The sequence below is a fragment of the Citrobacter telavivensis genome (assembly GCF_041807075.1).
Classification (GTDB): domain Bacteria; phylum Pseudomonadota; class Gammaproteobacteria; order Enterobacterales; family Enterobacteriaceae; genus Citrobacter_A; species Citrobacter_A telavivensis.
Window position 1 is genome coordinate 1,181,343 of sequence record NZ_JBGUBF010000001.1, and the last position, 15,909, is coordinate 1,197,251.

At 53.5% G+C, this 15,909-nt stretch carries 14 protein-coding genes and 1 other RNA gene; 1 reads left to right on the forward strand and 14 read right to left on the reverse strand.

Annotation, left to right across the window (positions count from 1 at the left end; all coding sequences use genetic code 11):
* Positions 1–6: 6 nt before the first annotated feature.
* The 5 genes from fadK to ACERJC_RS05695 all read right to left on the reverse strand — a co-directional run bounded on the left by fadK (position 7) and on the right by ACERJC_RS05695 (position 5,081).
* Positions 7–1,635 carry a medium-chain fatty-acid--CoA ligase gene (gene fadK, locus ACERJC_RS05675; RefSeq protein ID WP_373671225.1) on the reverse strand — a complete coding sequence of 543 codons (1,629 nt, stop codon included), beginning with the start codon at positions 1,633–1,635 and terminating at the stop codon, positions 7–9.
* An 86-nt stretch (positions 1,636–1,721) separates the two neighbouring features.
* Entirely contained in the window at positions 1,722–2,015 is a 294-nt protein-coding gene (locus ACERJC_RS05680; protein ID WP_046480326.1) for a ferredoxin family protein, read from the reverse strand.
* Complete coding sequence (locus ACERJC_RS05685) at positions 2,012–3,301, reverse strand: FAD-dependent oxidoreductase (protein ID WP_373671226.1); 1,290 nt, start codon at positions 3,299–3,301, stop codon at positions 2,012–2,014. Before ACERJC_RS05685 ends, ACERJC_RS05680 begins: the two co-directional genes overlap by 4 nt.
* A 56-nt stretch (positions 3,302–3,357) precedes the next feature.
* Positions 3,358–4,293: an electron transfer flavoprotein subunit alpha gene (locus ACERJC_RS05690; protein WP_373671227.1), complete on the reverse strand. Its 936-nt coding sequence runs from the start codon at positions 4,291–4,293 to the stop codon at positions 3,358–3,360.
* A gap of 20 nt (positions 4,294–4,313) precedes the next feature.
* Entirely contained in the window at positions 4,314–5,081 is a 768-nt protein-coding gene (locus ACERJC_RS05695; protein WP_373671228.1) for an electron transfer flavoprotein, read from the reverse strand.
* A gap of 328 nt (positions 5,082–5,409) precedes the next feature.
* Between ACERJC_RS05695 and ACERJC_RS05700 the strand changes: the two genes are divergently transcribed.
* Positions 5,410–6,300 carry an AraC family transcriptional regulator gene (locus ACERJC_RS05700; protein ID WP_373671229.1) on the forward strand — a complete coding sequence of 297 codons (891 nt, stop codon included), beginning with the start codon at positions 5,410–5,412 and terminating at the stop codon, positions 6,298–6,300.
* Between the two features lie 85 nt (positions 6,301–6,385).
* Here the strand turns inward: ACERJC_RS05700 and ACERJC_RS05705 are convergent, their stop codons facing one another.
* The 9 genes from ACERJC_RS05705 to ydiK form a co-directional block, all read right to left on the reverse strand.
* Entirely contained in the window at positions 6,386–7,537 is a 1,152-nt protein-coding gene (locus tag ACERJC_RS05705) for an acyl-CoA dehydrogenase (RefSeq protein WP_152406336.1), read from the reverse strand.
* Between the two features lie 13 nt (positions 7,538–7,550).
* On the reverse strand, positions 7,551–9,146 hold the full coding sequence (locus ACERJC_RS05710; RefSeq protein ID WP_286633165.1) for an acyl CoA:acetate/3-ketoacid CoA transferase: 1,596 nt from the start codon (positions 9,144–9,146) through the stop codon (positions 7,551–7,553).
* Between the two features lie 145 nt (positions 9,147–9,291).
* Positions 9,292–10,050, reverse strand: a complete 759-nt coding sequence (aroD, locus tag ACERJC_RS05715) for a type I 3-dehydroquinate dehydratase (RefSeq protein WP_178828407.1) — start codon at positions 10,048–10,050, stop codon at positions 9,292–9,294.
* A 33-nt stretch (positions 10,051–10,083) separates the two neighbouring features.
* Entirely contained in the window at positions 10,084–10,950 is an 867-nt protein-coding gene (gene ydiB / locus ACERJC_RS05720) for a quinate/shikimate dehydrogenase (RefSeq protein ID WP_373671230.1), read from the reverse strand.
* 23 nt (positions 10,951–10,973) lie between these two features.
* On the reverse strand, positions 10,974–12,218 hold the full coding sequence (locus ACERJC_RS05725; protein ID WP_152404887.1) for an MFS transporter: 1,245 nt from the start codon (positions 12,216–12,218) through the stop codon (positions 10,974–10,976).
* A gap of 246 nt (positions 12,219–12,464) precedes the next feature.
* Positions 12,465–13,682 carry an MFS transporter gene (locus tag ACERJC_RS05730; protein ID WP_373671231.1) on the reverse strand — a complete coding sequence of 406 codons (1,218 nt, stop codon included), beginning with the start codon at positions 13,680–13,682 and terminating at the stop codon, positions 12,465–12,467.
* Between the two features lie 129 nt (positions 13,683–13,811).
* Entirely contained in the window at positions 13,812–14,168 is a 357-nt protein-coding gene (locus tag ACERJC_RS05735; RefSeq protein ID WP_178824552.1) for a YdiL family protein, read from the reverse strand.
* Positions 14,169–14,319: 151 nt separating this feature from the next.
* Positions 14,320–14,427: antisense sRNA RprA (rprA, locus tag ACERJC_RS05740), an RNA gene on the reverse strand.
* Positions 14,428–14,613: 186 nt separating this feature from the next.
* Positions 14,614–15,726: an AI-2E family transporter YdiK gene (gene ydiK, locus ACERJC_RS05745; RefSeq protein ID WP_152404885.1), complete on the reverse strand. Its 1,113-nt coding sequence runs from the start codon at positions 15,724–15,726 to the stop codon at positions 14,614–14,616.
* Positions 15,727–15,909: the final 183 nt, after the last annotated feature.

Below are 15,909 nucleotides of genomic sequence, written 5' to 3' on the forward strand. Positions count from 1 at the left end.
CTCACGTCATTCCGACGCTAACCGCTGAATAATATCCTGGCGTAACAGGAACTTCTGGATCTTCCCGGATGCCGTTCTGGGCAACTTTTCAACCACCACGATGTGCTCCGGATACTTATACTTCGCCACACGCTTACGGCTAAAGAAGGCAACAACCTCTTCCAGCGACAGAGAATGATGCGGCGCTTTCAGTACGATATAGGCACAGGAACGCTCACCTAAACGCTCATCCGGCATGGCAACCACGCAGGCATCGTGAATACGGGGATGCTGTAACAGAATGTCTTCCACCTCGCGACTGCTGATGTTTTCGCCGCCCCGAACAATGATATCTTTCTTGCGCCCGGTGACCTTGATATAGCCCGCCTCGTCCATCCGACAGAGATCGCCGCTGTAGTACCAGCCTTCGCTATCCAGCGCCCGGGCGGTTAGCTCTGGCTCATCGAGATAGCCCATAAACACGTTCGGCCCGCGTGACGCCTCTTCACCTTCAACGCCGGGCGGAACCGGGTTACGCGCTTCATCAACAATCTTGATCTCCACCCCCGCCGCCGCATAGCCGTCGGTATTCATCATGCGGGAGGGCGGATCGTCAAGGTTCACTACCGCATGCGGCGAGCTTTCCGTCGAGCCGTAGACGCTGAGTAGCTTAATGCCGCGCTGCTGGCAGTCGCGGGCAATGCGCCTGGGAATGGTGGTGCCGCCGCACAAAAAGAAACGCAGCGAAGAGAGGTCGGCGGGCTGCTGCTCAACGGTGCACAACAGATCGTAAACAAACGGTGTAGCCCCTAACACGCAGGTGCAGCGCTGCTGTTCCAGCAGATCAAGACAGGCCGTTGGGGTAAAAATATCCAGCAGCACGCTGCGCGCGCCGATCAGAAACGGTGCCGTCACGCCGTGTAAAAAACCGGTGGCGTGTCCCAGCGGTGCTGGCATCAGAAAGACGTCCAGCCAGGTCAGATTCAGACGGGCGCAGTAGGCCCGCTCGCTGGCGAGAATATTGTTGTGGCTGAGCATGACCCCTTTCGGTACTCCCTCGGTGCCAGAGGTAAACAACACGGCGGCCAGTTCGTCACCGTGAACCGGAATGTGACGGGCAAGCGGCGCGTTGTCCGCTACTATCTGGCTGAGGGCGAGTGAGGTGGTGGCCGGTGCCAGTTTATCGACGCCGATAACGTGTTGCAGATGCGGCAACTGATTTTGCAGAGGCAAGATTAAATCGACCGGGCGCGTTTGTTTAAACACGGTCGGGGCGAAAAACAGTTTCGCCTGACACTTGTTCAGCACCCATACCAGTTCGGCTTCGCGCCAGGCGGGCAGAAGGGGAACGGATACTGCGCCGATTTTCAGGCAGGCGAGATAGATAACGGTAAATTCGCACCAGCCGGGAAGCTGAAAGGCGACGCGGTCGCCGGATTGAATGCCGTTCGCCAGCATCCAGCTTGCCAGACAGCTTGCCGCATGGTCGAGGGCGGTATAGGTGAATGCGGTACCGTGGTTATCCACGACGGCAATTTTTTCCGGCACGCTGCGCGCGGTTTGCTGCCAGTAGTCTCCCAGCGAGGCATCGCCCCAAAAGCCAAGCTTGCGGTATGCGTCCCGCCGCCCGGCGTCAAACGTTAATGTGACACTCATCGGAGGTTCCCGGTAAATCAAGTGGGTAGTGAGGTGTTCGCAGGCCGGATAAGACGCCAGGCGTCACTATCCGGCAGTTGTACCCATCAGCCGTAGCGGAAATCGACGCCAAAGGTACCAGCGGGGTACTCCCATTTTTCGAGGATCGTCTCACCGCACAGCACCCGGCAGGTTCCGCACTCCAGACAGCCCGCAGAATCAAAGTGAATCGTACCCGCCTCATCCTGTTTATAGAGTCCGGCGGGGCAGGCGTTCAGCAATTTTTGAAACTCTTTACTGTCCGGGTTAGCCGCCAGAATGATGTGCGGGTGTCCTTCATCAACATGGAATTTATTGACGCCAAGCTTGACGTCGACGTTAACGCGATTGTCCTGACTCATAGTGCCGTGACTCCCTTAATGCCATCCTTCAGCAGATTCATCAGACCGACCTGTTTTGCATGCGACAGGATCATTTTGCGCATCGGCTGATTCGGGCGGCCATCGATAGTGAACATGTCGCTCATGATGTCTGCCACCATGCGCGGATACTGGGTGAACAGGCGGGGATTCTCCATCAGCGCCGGCATCTTGCGAAAATGCTGCATATCACGCATGACACACCCTTTCTCCAGTTCGCTTTTGTATTCCGCCAGCGTGCGGGCAGAGAAGTCCTGGCGCGCTTTTGCCACAATCGCTGCGTGCGCCGCCGCTTCGGCAGAGGCGATGGCTAAATCCATTCCGCGCACCGTGAAACCGAGGTTCAGACAAAAGCCTGCGGCATCGCCGACAATCATCACGCCGTCACCCACCAGTTCCGGCACCATCGCCAGTCCGCCTTCCGGTACCATGTGCGCCGAGTATTCCAGCAGCTTGCCGCCCTGAATTAACGGACGAACGGTGGGATGCTGTTTAAAATCTTCCAGCATCTGCGGCACGCTTTTCTGTGCATGGGCCATGTCGCCCAGTCCGCATACCAGGCCGAGGGAAACGGAGTCGCGATTGGTATAGAGGAATCCTCCGCCCATCAGGCCGTTTGACGGGGAACCGGCGAACAGCCAGGCCGCACCTTCATTTCCGGACAGGTTAAAGCGGTCATTGATTTGCTCCGGGGAGAGACCAATCAGCTCTTTCACGCCGACGGCGTAATGATGTGCCGAGGAAGCAGGGACCATACCCAGCGAACGGCCCAGCATCGAATTGACGCCATCGGCGAGGATCACCACGTTGGCTTCGAGAATGTCATCGCCGGCCTGTACGCCCGTCACCTGGTTGCCTTCACGAATCAGCGCGTCCACGCGCACACCGGGAATAAACTGCGCGCCAGCCGCTTCAGCTTGCTCCATCAGCCACGGATCGAGGCGGTTGCGCAACACGGTGTATGACGCCTGACCAGGGACATCCGCCTGTTCGCGATGGTAGTCCAGCGTGGTCGCGCTTTCCTGCGTCATAAACGAGATTTTCTCGCGGGTGACGTTACGTTCAACGGGGGCCTGTTGGGCAAAACCGGGCATAATGCGCTCGATCACGTGGGCGTAGAGGCGACCCCCGGTCATATTTTTACTGCCCGCGCTGTTGCCGCGCTCGATGACCAGAACATCGAGTCCGGCTTTCGCCATGATGTACGCCGCCACCGTTCCCGCTACGCCAGCACCGACGACGATGGCATCAAATTTTTCATCCGACATGCTTAAAGCTCCCTTCCCGCCGTTTGCACAGCGGGAGATGTGGGTAAAGGTGAGAGTTAGCGCAGCTGCGCGATCAGGGCAGGGACCACTTTGTAGATATCGCCCACCAGTCCGTAATCGGCATAGTTGAAGATTGGCGCGTTCTTATCTTTATTCACGGCGACAATCACTTTGGCGCCATTGCCGCCAACCATATGCTGGATCTGCCCGGAGATGCCCAGCGTCAGATACAGTTCAGACTTCAGCAGCACGCCGGAAACGCCGATATAACGCTCGCGCTCCATCCAGTTTTCCCCTTCGGCGATCGGACGTGAACAGCCCACTTCTGCGCCCAGCACTGCGGCCAGTTCGCGCACCATGCTGAGGTCGTCCTGCGCCGCCAGACCGCGACCCACGCCCACCACACGTTTTGCTTTGCTCAGATCAACGCTGCTGAGTGATTTGGCGCGTCGTTCCTGACACAGGATCTCCTGTTGCGGGGCAACCCATTCGGCGGTGACTACCGGGCAGTCATGCGCGGGATTCGCCGCGACCGGCTCCAGTATGCCTGGCGCGAGGGTGATAATGGCCAGCGGGCTGTTCAGTTTTTCTTTGCCAAACGCCAGTCCGCCATACATACGATGCTCGGCAAATAGCGCGTTTTCGTCGACGCTCACCGCCGTCGCATCGTTCACCAACGCCGCATCGAGTTGAATACTCAGACGCGCGCCCAGCGCTTTGCAGCGTTTAGTTGCCGCCATCAGCAGCAGCCCGTTGCCTTTTTCCCGGATCGGCGCGGCCAGCGTTTCGGCGTAGTTTTCAATTCGCTGCAGTTCAGACGTCTTCTCCAGCACGATGATACCGTCAGCGCCGAGCGGCTTAACGCGTGCCGCCTGTTCGGAACCCTGAACAATGGCGTAAACCTGCTGACCCCACTGACGCGCGCCGGCCATCAGTTCCGCATAGCGTTCAACGTTATCGCTAAATACCCAGACGTGGGTTAATTGACTCATGATTGTGTTCTCCGTTGGGCTCAGTTCAGGGCTTTTTTCAGGTGTTCAGCCAGTTCGGCGATGGCTTCCGGCGAATCGTTATCCAGAATGATGTGCTTACGTGCCGTTTGCGGCGGCACGGTAATGGCGACCAGCTCTGCCCGTGGTGCGCCCTGGCTCCAGCCGATATCGCTGGCCTGCCACGTGTGCACCGGCTTTTTCCCGGCGCCAAGAATGGCCTTCATGGAGGGGATGCGTGGGGCGTTAATATCCGATGTGACGCAGAGAACCGCAGGAAGCGACAGCTCGATCACTTCAACGTCCTCTTCGAGCGTGCGTTCAACAACCAGCTTATTGCCCTGACGCTGGAGGCGGCTGACGGCGTTAATGGTCGGGAGTTGCAGGATCTCACCGACCAGCAGGCCAACCTGTTGTGCGTAAAGGTCGCCAGAGCCTTCGCCGAACAGGATCAGATCGAAACCGATTTTTTCCACCGTGGCGGCGATGGCCTGCGCAGTATCTTTTGGCAGCGCGTGTTCCAGCTGTGCATCCTGCATCAGGTACAGTGCGTGTGGCCCGCGGGAGAGCACATCCTTACGCACTTTCGAGTTCTGCAATAATGAACCGCCCACCGTCAGCGCAGCGATCTCATCTTCCGCTTCTGTGGCCAGCTGCGTTGCGGCCTCGATAGCGTTGAGGTCGAACTGGCTGATTTTGGTGTCCGCATTGTCAAAGCTGAGCGCTTGCTCGGGTGTAACAACAATGTCCTGTTCTTCAGGCACCAGCTTAAAGCAGGTTATTATTTTCATGGCATCTCCTGTGAGTCGCATACCGACAGTGACGGTCAGGCCACCCCGGCGGAAAGTGAAAATTGGCTGGAATTAGTGTGCGACAGACGGTGGCTTTTTATCGACGGAGCAATCTGTTTTCGTTACCAGGTATCTTGCAAAAAAAGTGCGATCGCTCATGCAAAAGAATTGAGCAGAAAATAATTTGCGAGAATTAAACGTATTATCTTGCAGGTGAGAGAAATAATCTTGTTTTGCCCTCACTAAATGCAGTTGTATAACCGCCGTACTCGCTTTATTTTATCCCTATTATATTGTTCAGGATTACTATCTGCTTGTGGAGGTTGTCATGTATCAACGCTGCTTTGATAATGCAATGGAAAGCCTTTTTGACCAGGGTAAGACCCCGCGATTTTCCCGATTTGTCATTAGTGATGATCCCCGATGGGAGTCTGGTCATCATGTCCATGATAATGAGACGGAGCTGATTTACGTTAAAAAAGGCATTGTCAGATTAATTATCGACTCTTCACTTTATGTGGCTCACGAGGATGATATCGTCGTCGTGGAGCGGGGGCGACTGCATGCCGTGACGTCGGATGTGAACGCGCCTGCCACTACCTACACCTGCGCGCTGTACGGCTTTTGCTTTCAGGGCTGGGAAGAGAACCAACTGCTGCAATCGCATTCCTGTCCGGTGGTTGCCGTCGGCCAGGGTAAAGAGGTGATCAAAAGTATTTTTAATGAACTCAGCGTGATGCTGCCGCAAAGTAAAAATGGGCTGACGTCGTCTGTGTGCGATGCATTTGCCTATGCGTTGACGGTTCTCTTTTACGAAAACTTTAAAAATGCTTATCGTTCGGAACAAGGCCATATTAAAAAAGATGTTCTGATTAAAGATATTCTGGTCTACCTCAATAATAATTATCGGGAGAAAATTACGCTTGAGCAGTTATCAAAAAAATTTCGTGCCAGCGTCAGCTATATTTGCCACGAATTTACCCGCGAGTACCATATTTCGCCGATCAATTATGTGATTCAGCGGCGGATGACCGAAGCGAAATTTGCGCTAACCAATACCGATTATTCACAGGCCGAAATTTCCTGGCGCGTTGGGTACGAGAATGTCGACCACTTCGCGAAGCTGTTTCTGCGCCACGTTGGCTGTTCGCCAGGCGATTACCGTAAACAGTTTAAAAACAATCTGGCAGAGCAGGCCTGCCTGTTGTCTGACGTCTGAGTTTTTATTCCATTATCGGTTAGCAAATATCGGTTAGCGAACGAACCGCCGGATAGCGGTGCAAGCACCGTATCCGGCCTGGCGTTTACTTGTTCTGATAATCCTTCAGGATCTGCCGACCTGCTACATAAATCATGATCTCATCCGTCCCGCCGCCAATACGCTCACAACGTACATCGCGCCAGAATCGGGAGACGCGCGCTTCGTCGGTATAACCCAGCCCGCCCATAATCTGGATTGCATCGTCAATCACTTCCATTGCCGTCCGGGCGCAGTACAGTTTCGCCAGGGCGGCGCTGGTACGCAGCGACTGCTCTTGGTCGGCCTGCCATGCCACCTTCAGCACCATATTGCGCATATTGTCGATTTTGATAGCCATCAGCGCCAGTTTTTCCTGGATCATCTGGTTGTGTCCAATCGGTTTACCAAACGCAATGCGCTGGTTGGCATAACGCGCTGCATCCTCAAAGGCGCATTCGGCAAAACCGGTACTGCGCGCAGCGTTGATCAGTCGTTCCATCTCAAAGTTGTACATCACATTGAGAAAGCCCATGCCTTCTTCGCCCACCATGTCGCTTTCATCCACCTCAACGTTGTCGAGATAGACTTCACACGTGCTGAGCATATGCCAGCCGATTTTGTGCAGCGGGTTGATTTTGATCCCCGGCTTGTTGGACTCCACCCACCAAAGGGTAAAGGCTTTCTTCGGATCTTTCGGCTCCGGGTCGCGCGCCAGCACCAGCATATACGGGTACTCTTTTGCGCCCGTAATAAACGTCTTCTGACCGTTCAGGTAAACCTTGCCGTCTTTGCGCGTGTAGCTGGTCGTGGCGCTGTTGTTATCAGAACCCGCACCCGGCTCGGTTAACGCCAGCGCATAGGCCGGATCGCCGGTTTCCAGTGTGCTTTCCGCTGTTTTGCGCAGTTGCTCTGGCGAACCAAAGCGGCGCATGCTGTGAATACACTGGCCGTTGGTGATCAAAAAGGCCGGGGCGCCACATTTTGACACTTCCATCAGGGCCAGCATTTGCGTCACGTAGTCTGCCGGAATGCCGCCGAACTCTTCCGGTACGCCCAGCATAGAAATACCGTTGTCGGCCAGCGCGCGCATAAACTCTCTGGGGTAGGTCGCCGTCTGATCGCAGGTACGGAAATACTCTTCCGGAAAATTGCTGGTGATCAGTTCTCGAATACTGGCAAGCAGCAGCTCTTGCTCTTCGGTTAAAGAAAAGTCCATCATCGTACTCCTTTTAATTAGCCGCTTCCGGCAGTTCAAAACCCATGGTGGCGTCGATAAATAATCTTTCATCCATCAGTTTCAGGTTCGGCGAAATAACCGGTGCGAAATCCATTTTGGCCAGAATATCGCGTTCCAGATCCACCCCAGGGGCAATCTCAATAAGATGCAGACCGTCCTCTTTCAGCGTAAATACCGCGCGCTCGGTGATATAGCGCACGTCCAGTCCGCGCTCGAGCGCGATTTTTCCGCTGAAGGTAATTTCCGGTAGTTCGCTGATGAATTTATTCACCCGGCCTTCCTGGACGATGGTTAATTTACCGTCGGCAACCTCTGTTTTCAGACTGCCGGCGGTTAACGTGCCGCAGAAAACAATTTTCTTCGAGGTGGCGCTAATATCGATAAAGCCGCCGGTGCCCATGATTTTGCCGTTGAATTTATGTACCCCGACGTTGCCGTGACGGTCGACTTCCGCAAAGCTCAGATAGCAAACGTCCAGTCCTCCGCCGTGGTAGAAGTCAAACTGCGAGGTCATATCAAGAATGGCGCGCGTGTTGACGTTCGCACCGAAGGCGACGCCCTGTGAGGTGATGCCGCCAACGGGGCCGGTTTCGACGGTCAGCACAAAGTCATCCGCACAGCCTTCTTCCCGGGCCACCAGCCCAATGCCATCCGCGATGCCGACGCCGACGTTACCCACCGCGCCTTTACGCATCTCATACAGCGCGCGGCGAGCGACCAGTTTGCGCTGGTTGAGGGGCAGGGTGAGTTGAGTGCTGTCGTCGAGGGTGAAATCGCCCGAGATAAAACGGTTCACCGGCGCGCCGCCGTACAGTTGCGTCTGATCCGGGTCAACGACCACGATATCCACCAGATAGCCGGGGATACGCACGGATTTGGGATGCAGTGTGGCTTTTTTGACCATCTTCTGCACCTGCATCATCACAATGCCGCCGTGGTTATGTACCGCCTGAGCCAGCACCAGCGCGTCGAGGTACATCACCTCATCTTCAAACGAGGCGTAGCCTTCGCTGTCGCAGGTTGTGGCGCGGATAAACGCCACGGTGGGCGCAATCGCTTTGTAGTAGAGATATTCTTTGTTATCAATCTCCACCAGTTTGATGAGGTCCTCTTTGGTGACCTCATTGAGCTTGCCACCCTGTTGGCGTGGGTCAACAAAAGTACCGATCCCAATATCGCTGAGGATCCCAGGCTGATGAGCGGCAGAAGCGCGCAGCGCCTGGGTCAGTACGCCCTGCGGATAGTTATAGGCGGCAATTTTGTTCTGTTCCGCTAAGTCCGAAATACGCGGCGACTGCCCCCAGTGTCCGCACAGGGCCCATTTCACCAGCCCTTCCTGGGCCAGCGGGCTGATTCCGCGATCGGCGCGATCGCCCAGACCGGTCGGACTGATAATTGATAAATTACGCGGCGTTTGCGTCTGTTTATATTTATCGGCTAATGCGGTAATTAAGGTGGTGGCTTCCAGAATACCGCCACCCGCACCTAATATACACAGCACATCTTCATCTTTAATATAATTAACCGCGTCCTGGGCCGAGAGCACAGGCACGCGACCATTTACGCGGGGTGGTCTTTCAGGTTTCATATTAACTCCTGGGTACCCGGCAGAAACCGTACACCGCTGGTGTTCAGGCGTAGGCATCCGCTGAATATTTATGTGAAATATTCACTGTGGGGTGAAATTTATATTTTATGGCGGGAGGATATTTTTCCCGCCTTTATTTAGTGCATTAAGCCTGATGTAAAATCGTTAATACCGTACGCAGGTCGCTAACGGATATTTGTCCGGGCGCGGAGGCTTTTTTAACCGCACCAAAGGTTGCCGCTGACCCGAAGACTTCACCCGCCAGGCGCGAAATCACACCGGTTTTTGACATCGACATGGTGATAACCGGACGGTCGGCGTACTGCTCCTGCATTTTCAGCGTGGCGGAAAGCAGCGTCAGAACATCGCTATGGCTCTGTGGCATCAGGGCTATCTTCGGAATATCGGCACCGAGTTCCTGCATTTTGCGCAGTCGCGCCACGATCTCTTCTTCTGCTGGGGTCTTGTGGAAATCATGGTTGGACATGATGACCTTGACGTTTTTGCTGTGCGCATAGTCAACCGTCGCCTTGACCTGTTCATCACCGGTAAACAGTTCGAGATCGATAATATCGACCAGACCGCTGTCGACAGCCGCGCGATTCAGCGCGAGATAGGCGTCAGTCGAAATAGCCTGCTCACCCCCTTCATTCGCGCTGCGGAAGGTAAACAGCAGGGGAGTTTTAGGCATCTCGGCACGGATCGCGCGGATAGCCTCCAGCACGGCATCGGCAGAGGCGACATCGGCAAAATGGTCAACGCGCCATTCCAGAATGTCGAAATCCGCGTCGCGATAGGCCTGCGCTTCTGAGCGGACGCTGGCGAGATCTTTACCCATCAGCGAGACGATTATTTTTGGAGCCCCTTCGCCAACCACGAGGTTATTTACGGTTACGGTTTTCATTTAATACCTTTTATCAGTCTTAGTTCCTGGCCGTCAGGCCGCAAACCCCATTACCTGTTTTACATATTCCAGCGGGAAATCTTTGCCGGTCCACAGTTTGAACTGTTCAGCACCTTGCCACAACAACATGCCGTAACCATCGATTGTTTTGCAACCGGCTTGTTGCGCCTGCTGCAGTAACTTCGTCATATGCGGGTTGTAGACGCATTCCGTGACCAGCAGTTCCGAACGTAACAGGCTCACGTCGCTGACGATAGATTCATTCTCCAGTGGCTTCATGCCGACTTTGGTGCCGTTGGTCAGGATATCCGCCGTCGCCAGCGCGTCTGCGAAGGCCTGCTGGTCGGCAAGATCTGTCACTGTCACCACGCAGTCCGTGTTTTCATTCACTCGTTTGGCGAAATCCAGCGCTTTCTGGAAGAACTCATCATTACGGTTAAAGAGTTTAATCTCTTTGATCCCCTCAATGGCCGCCTGCGCGCCGATGGCAGTGGATGCACCACCGGCACCCAGTAATACCATGGTTTTACCCCTGATATCGAAACCGCTCTCTTTAATCGCGCGAATGTGGCCCGTGCCATCGGTGTTGTAACCGCGCAGATAACCGTCATCATTGACGATGGTATTAATGGCGCCCACCAGTTTCGCCGCCGGAGTCAGTTCATCAACGAACTCACAGGCCAACTGCTTATTGGGCATCGATACGCCAGTACCGCGCATTTTTAACGCTTTCAGCCCTTCGATGGCGCCTGCGAAGGTGCTGTTGTCGACTTCAAAGGCCATATAGGTAAACGGCAATCCGGCTTTCTCCAGCGCCTTATTTTGCATTTCAGGTGACAGACTGTGTCTGATAGGGTAAGCCATCAAGCCGATCAGTTCATATTTCGCGGTTACATCCATAACATGACTCCTTAAATTGTCGCTTAACTTTTTGTCGAAAAATAACGTTCGCCCAGACGGATATCGTTCTGCGGAATATTGAAGACCCGGTAATAGCGAATAAATACGATAATGCCGGTGATGAAGGCCAGCAGAGCAAAAACGAAGTCCAGTAAAATGATGTATTGCAGGCCGATGGTGGAGAGGTAGCCAGTAATCAACGGAATAACAAAATTCGCGAGGCCGCCCATCATCATATAAACGCTGGTGACTTTGGCTTTGCTTTTCGGAAAGAATTCCGACATTACCGACACGCCCAGTTGTAAAATCCCCCCCGCTGCGGAGAAACCAATCGCAAACGCGCCCACGTTACACACCAGCGGAGACGGCCAGAGATAAATGACAGCGGCGGTCACGGTCGCCAGACCAGCGTTAAAGACGTTAGCCCAGATGGGGCGAACCATTTTTTTCAGCAGCGCGGCAAAGATAAAGACGCAAACCAGCGAGCCCAGGCTATACCAGGTGATGGTTTTCAGCGCATCCGCTTCTTCCATTCCGGCGAAGGCCATAGCGTATTTCGGCATCCAGACCACGATGACATAGAAGGTGGAAAACGCCGCTACGCCAAACATGACAGAAGCCACGCCTTCCAGCCAGACCAGCGGTTTGCTGTTCATCTGCGGCAACTCTTTGGCGACGCTGGCATCCACCAGTTGGCCAGGAAATTTACTGCGCAGCAGCATCAGGGTAATCAGCACAAACAGAACGCCAGGAATGATCACGCCATAGCCGTACCAGATGTTGTTGAGCAGCATATAGCCGACCAGCATCGGATAGAGCATCTGCCCGAAGGAGACCATTGCCTTGACCAGGATCACCGCCGAACCTGACGCTTTCGGGAAACACTCCATCAGCGCCGGATAGCCTCCGGTGTCCAGTGCAGAGTTAGCGACGCCAACGCATACGGCGAGCACAAAGGCCACCATCAGGTTGGGACTGGCAGGAATACCGAAGAAAAAGAGAATATAGAGCGCGGCGCCCAGCAGAATGATTGCCCGACGACCAAATTTATCCGACAGGACGCCAAAAAACAGAATACTGACCAGACGCCCCAGCCCGATACCGGAAATTAAATAGGCGATCCCCGCACTGTCGGTAGAAAACTTAGCGGCGAGGGAAGTCATATTTTGCGCCAGCGTAATGACGCTAATGCCGTGGAGAAAATAGCTGAGATAAATACAGATGACCGCCAGGAAAAATGGCGTACTGAAGGCCTTATTCTGTGACATTTTTTCAATGCTCCTTGCCGGTTAATTTAATTCTGTTTTCGTCGGCATTTTTATATCCGGCGATTTTTTATTAATATACGGCTGTGCAACGGCATGAACTACATAACATGACGTTTTCATTACCAGGTATATTGCAGATGAAAGTGTGAAAGCCCACTTCTCCTGCGACGTTTTGCTGATGTTATTGACGTTATACAAATTATATTGCAGTCAGCGATAACAATATTGCTTACGACGGATTCAGCCTTATTCCGCTAAAGGCGATATCATCAACTGGCGTTTTGTTTCGAGACGACTGCGGTAGCCGATAAACAGCGCCAACAGGAAACCCATGGCGGCAATGCCGGTATCAAACCACATAATATCGGCGATGCTTCTTTGTGAAAGATGGGCCGTCACCAGCGGGATCGTGAAAGTCGCAATGCTGCCAGCACTGTAATAAATGCCGGTGGCTTTCCCTTTGGCATGCGGGAAGCGGGCTGCCATCAGGGTCAGGCCTATCTGTACCACCCCTCCGGCTGACGAAAAGCCGATCACAAAAGCAAAGACAATCACAACATACACCGTGGGATGCAGGCACACCGTCAACAGGGCGATAAATGAGACGAAGGTGTACAGCATCAGTAAGGTGGTTGAACGTACCGTTTTGCGTACCAGCGGGGCGGTAATCAATACGCAGAGCAGCGAACCGCAGGTATAAATGCTCAGCAATTTTATCGACAGCGTATACGACATTCCGGCGACAAACTGACCGTATTGCGCCAGCCACTGGCTGATGAGATAAAACGTGGCCATCGAGATATAGCCATACAGGGTATAGCTGGCCAGATCGATAAATGCGCAACGATGTTTTTCTGCCGGGCGCTGTTCGTGTACCGGTGCGACCGGCGCGGCGCGGCGCCCAGGATGCGGGGGAAAAGCGCAGCGAAGTAAAAACAGGCCGTTAATCAACATGATCGCGGCGGCAACGATAAATGACCAGCCAAACCACAGTTCCGCCCAGACCAGCAGACTGATGATGATGGGGAGTAAAAACTGCCCACCGGAGACAAAGGCCTTAATCAGGATGTTGGCGGTGCTCGGCGAAGAAGGGAAGGCCTCCATCAGACTGGGATAGGTGCCCGCGTCCAGAAAACTGTTCGCCATGCCGGCGAGGACCCCGAACGCATAAGCGATGATGATGTTATGGGTCGTCAGAATACCGAAAAAGAACGTCACATAGCAGAGCATCCCCAGAATAATAAAGGGTCTGCGACCAAACCGGTCGGATAGCAATCCGGCGCAAAACAGGACGCTTAAGCGCCCGATACCTAATGAGGAGATAACGACAGACACACCTGCGGCATTTGTCTGCCACTGTTGTTCGAGCGATGCCATGTTGAGACTCATCAGGATGACTCCCATGCCATGCACCAGGTAATTGAGATACAGCCCCATCGCGGTGGGGAAATAGTGATTTTTCATGATGCCTGCTCAGCGAAATTGCTAATGATTTTCCCTGGTACGGGTTAAATACCCGTGCCTTAAAAGTACAATCGATCTGTTTATTTAACGTTTCTTAGTATGAATCGCCGGTGGCAGGAAATATGTGGTCTAACACAATCGTTCCAGGTCGTGGGCATAGAGTTCGGCAGCAACGGATTGATAAATTTTCCAGTCAAGAAAAGTACCATCACGGTAGACTGACTGGAAATCGGTTAAATCAGAAAAGAAACGCATGGTATTATTGCCAATGCGATTGTTTATCTTCTCTATAATGGCATTAATACGTAGTTTTCTTTTTCTGCGCATTTCCAGTAGTGTTGCAACAATCGCGGGAGGCAGTTCACATTCGCCATTTTCCCACTGCTGCCAGTTGGTGACATTATAATCTGGCGCAATCCATGACACGCACTCTTCAATGGTCATTGCAAAAACTTGACGTAATGCCTGTAGTTCATAAGCGTTCATCATTGAATGACCCCATATTAAAAAACAATAAGGCATAAATAACACTATTAAACAGATTTCGGCATGAAGAGAGTCACAATATCTTGTGCAATATTCTTTGTTATCGGTCTGTGAATATTACTTGCAGGCAAGTGACGGAGGCGATTTCAGGATAAAAAAAAGCCCATCGTGGGAGATGGGCAAAGACTACACACAGCAATTCGTTGTTTCACTCAGGGGATTTCCATACTTATAAATCAATGTCTTGATCTATAACCGTGACCTAATAGTAGGGTATCGGGCGTTTTAGCGTCGATCAGATTCGTCTCAATAGTTTAAAAACTGTAAAGAATTTGCGACACAAATCAGGGATGACGAAGCGGTAACAGGCGCTACAGATAAGCAGAAGTACGTGATTGATTAGCGAGATTAAACAATCAGGCGACCGGAGTCGCCTGCTATCGTGTTATTTTTTAAGGCCTTCGATTTCGCTCAGTTCCTCGAGAAGTTCCTCTGGTTTGCTGCCCGGCACAGGCGCTTCGTTGACCCAGGCCGAGAACAGTCGCCAGGAAACGGCCAGCAGCACCGGACCGATAAACAGACCAATCATGCCAAACGCAATCAGGCCGCCAATAACGCCGGAGAGGATCAGGATCAGCGGCAAATCTGCACCCATACGGATAAGCATCGGGCGAATCACGTTATCCAGTGTCCCGACCACGCAACTCCACGCCAGCAGCACGCTTCCCCAGGTGGTATCGCCAGTCCAGTAAAGCCAGATAATGGCTGGAATCAGAACCGGTAACGGCCCCAGTTGTACCAGGCAGGAGAGGATCATCACCACGGAGAGCAGTGTGGCGTAAGGCACGCCGGAAACGGCCAGACCGATGCCGCCCAGCACCGCCTGCACCAGCGCTGTGACGACCACCCCCAGCGCCACCGCGCGGATTGCCTGTGCGGCCAGCAGCATCGCCGCGTCGCCACGTTTTGCGGCCAGACGGTAGGCAAAATGACGAATACCCATCGCCACCGTCTCACCGCGCCAGTACAGCAGGGCGCTGAATAAGAGCATCAGGCCACAGTGCATCATAAAGCGACCGATGTGAGCGGCCTGACCGACAAACCAGGTGGTCGTGGTGCCAATGTACGGACGGACCTTCGCCATGATCGCCGTCCCCCCCATATCCAGCAGGTTATGCCAGCCGGCATACAGTTTCGCGCCGACCAGCGGAATGCTGTTCAGCCAGGCCAGATCCGGTAGCGTCATATCACCGCTCGTGATGGCGTGAATCAGAGGGCCGCTGCCATCAACGAGACTGTTGACCAGCAGCGCAATCGGGATCACAAACAACAGCACTAATAAGAGCGTCATCACCAGAACCGCCAGCGAACGCCGCCCCCAGAGTAATTTTTGCAGGCGCAGTAAAACCGGCCAGGTCGCAATGACGATAGTCCCGGCCCAGGCAAAGCCCAGAATAAAAGGTTGAACAATCCAGAGACACGCCACAATCATGATGGCTAAAAACAGCACCGACAGCAGCACTTGTGCGATATCCCTGGGCTGACGAATATTGACCATAAACTCTTTCACCTATGTAGTGCGTCAGATCGTTGACGCGACACGACCGTGTGAAACACGTCTCATAATGATGAGCAATTTCAGCGGTTTTTGACAGGCGGATTCTGCCAGTATTTCTGTTGGGTGTATTAGAAAAAAATGTGATACAACAATAAGCAAACGATTAACTCCCACAACACACAG

Excerpts from the sequence above, each read along its gene's own strand:
- ydiB (WP_373671230.1), bottom strand. The coding sequence starts at position 10,950 with ATGGATGTAACCGCGAAATATGAACTGATCGGCTTGATGGCTTACCCT.
- fadK (WP_373671225.1), bottom strand. The coding sequence starts at position 1,635 with ATGAGTGTCACATTAACGTTTGACGCCGGGCGGCGGGACGCATACCGC.
- ACERJC_RS05685 (WP_373671226.1), bottom strand. The coding sequence starts at position 3,301 with ATGTCGGATGAAAAATTTGATGCCATCGTCGTCGGTGCTGGCGTAGCG.
- ACERJC_RS05695 (WP_373671228.1), bottom strand. The coding sequence starts at position 5,081 with ATGAAAATAATAACCTGCTTTAAGCTGGTGCCTGAAGAACAGGACATT.
- aroD (WP_178828407.1), bottom strand. The coding sequence starts at position 10,050 with ATGAAAACCGTAACCGTAAATAACCTCGTGGTTGGCGAAGGGGCTCCA.
- ACERJC_RS05725 (WP_152404887.1), bottom strand. The coding sequence starts at position 12,218 with ATGTCACAGAATAAGGCCTTCAGTACGCCATTTTTCCTGGCGGTCATC.
- ACERJC_RS05730 (WP_373671231.1), bottom strand. The coding sequence starts at position 13,682 with ATGAAAAATCACTATTTCCCCACCGCGATGGGGCTGTATCTCAATTAC.
- ACERJC_RS05690 (WP_373671227.1), bottom strand. The coding sequence starts at position 4,293 with ATGAGTCAATTAACCCACGTCTGGGTATTTAGCGATAACGTTGAACGC.
- ACERJC_RS05680 (WP_046480326.1), bottom strand. The coding sequence starts at position 2,015 with ATGAGTCAGGACAATCGCGTTAACGTCGACGTCAAGCTTGGCGTCAAT.
- ACERJC_RS05700 (WP_373671229.1), top strand. The coding sequence starts at position 5,410 with ATGTATCAACGCTGCTTTGATAATGCAATGGAAAGCCTTTTTGACCAG.
- ACERJC_RS05710 (WP_286633165.1), bottom strand. The coding sequence starts at position 9,146 with ATGAAACCTGAAAGACCACCCCGCGTAAATGGTCGCGTGCCTGTGCTC.
- ACERJC_RS05705 (WP_152406336.1), bottom strand. The coding sequence starts at position 7,537 with ATGGACTTTTCTTTAACCGAAGAGCAAGAGCTGCTGCTTGCCAGTATT.
- ACERJC_RS05735 (WP_178824552.1), bottom strand. The coding sequence starts at position 14,168 with ATGAACGCTTATGAACTACAGGCATTACGTCAAGTTTTTGCAATGACC.
- ydiK (WP_152404885.1), bottom strand. The coding sequence starts at position 15,726 with ATGGTCAATATTCGTCAGCCCAGGGATATCGCACAAGTGCTGCTGTCG.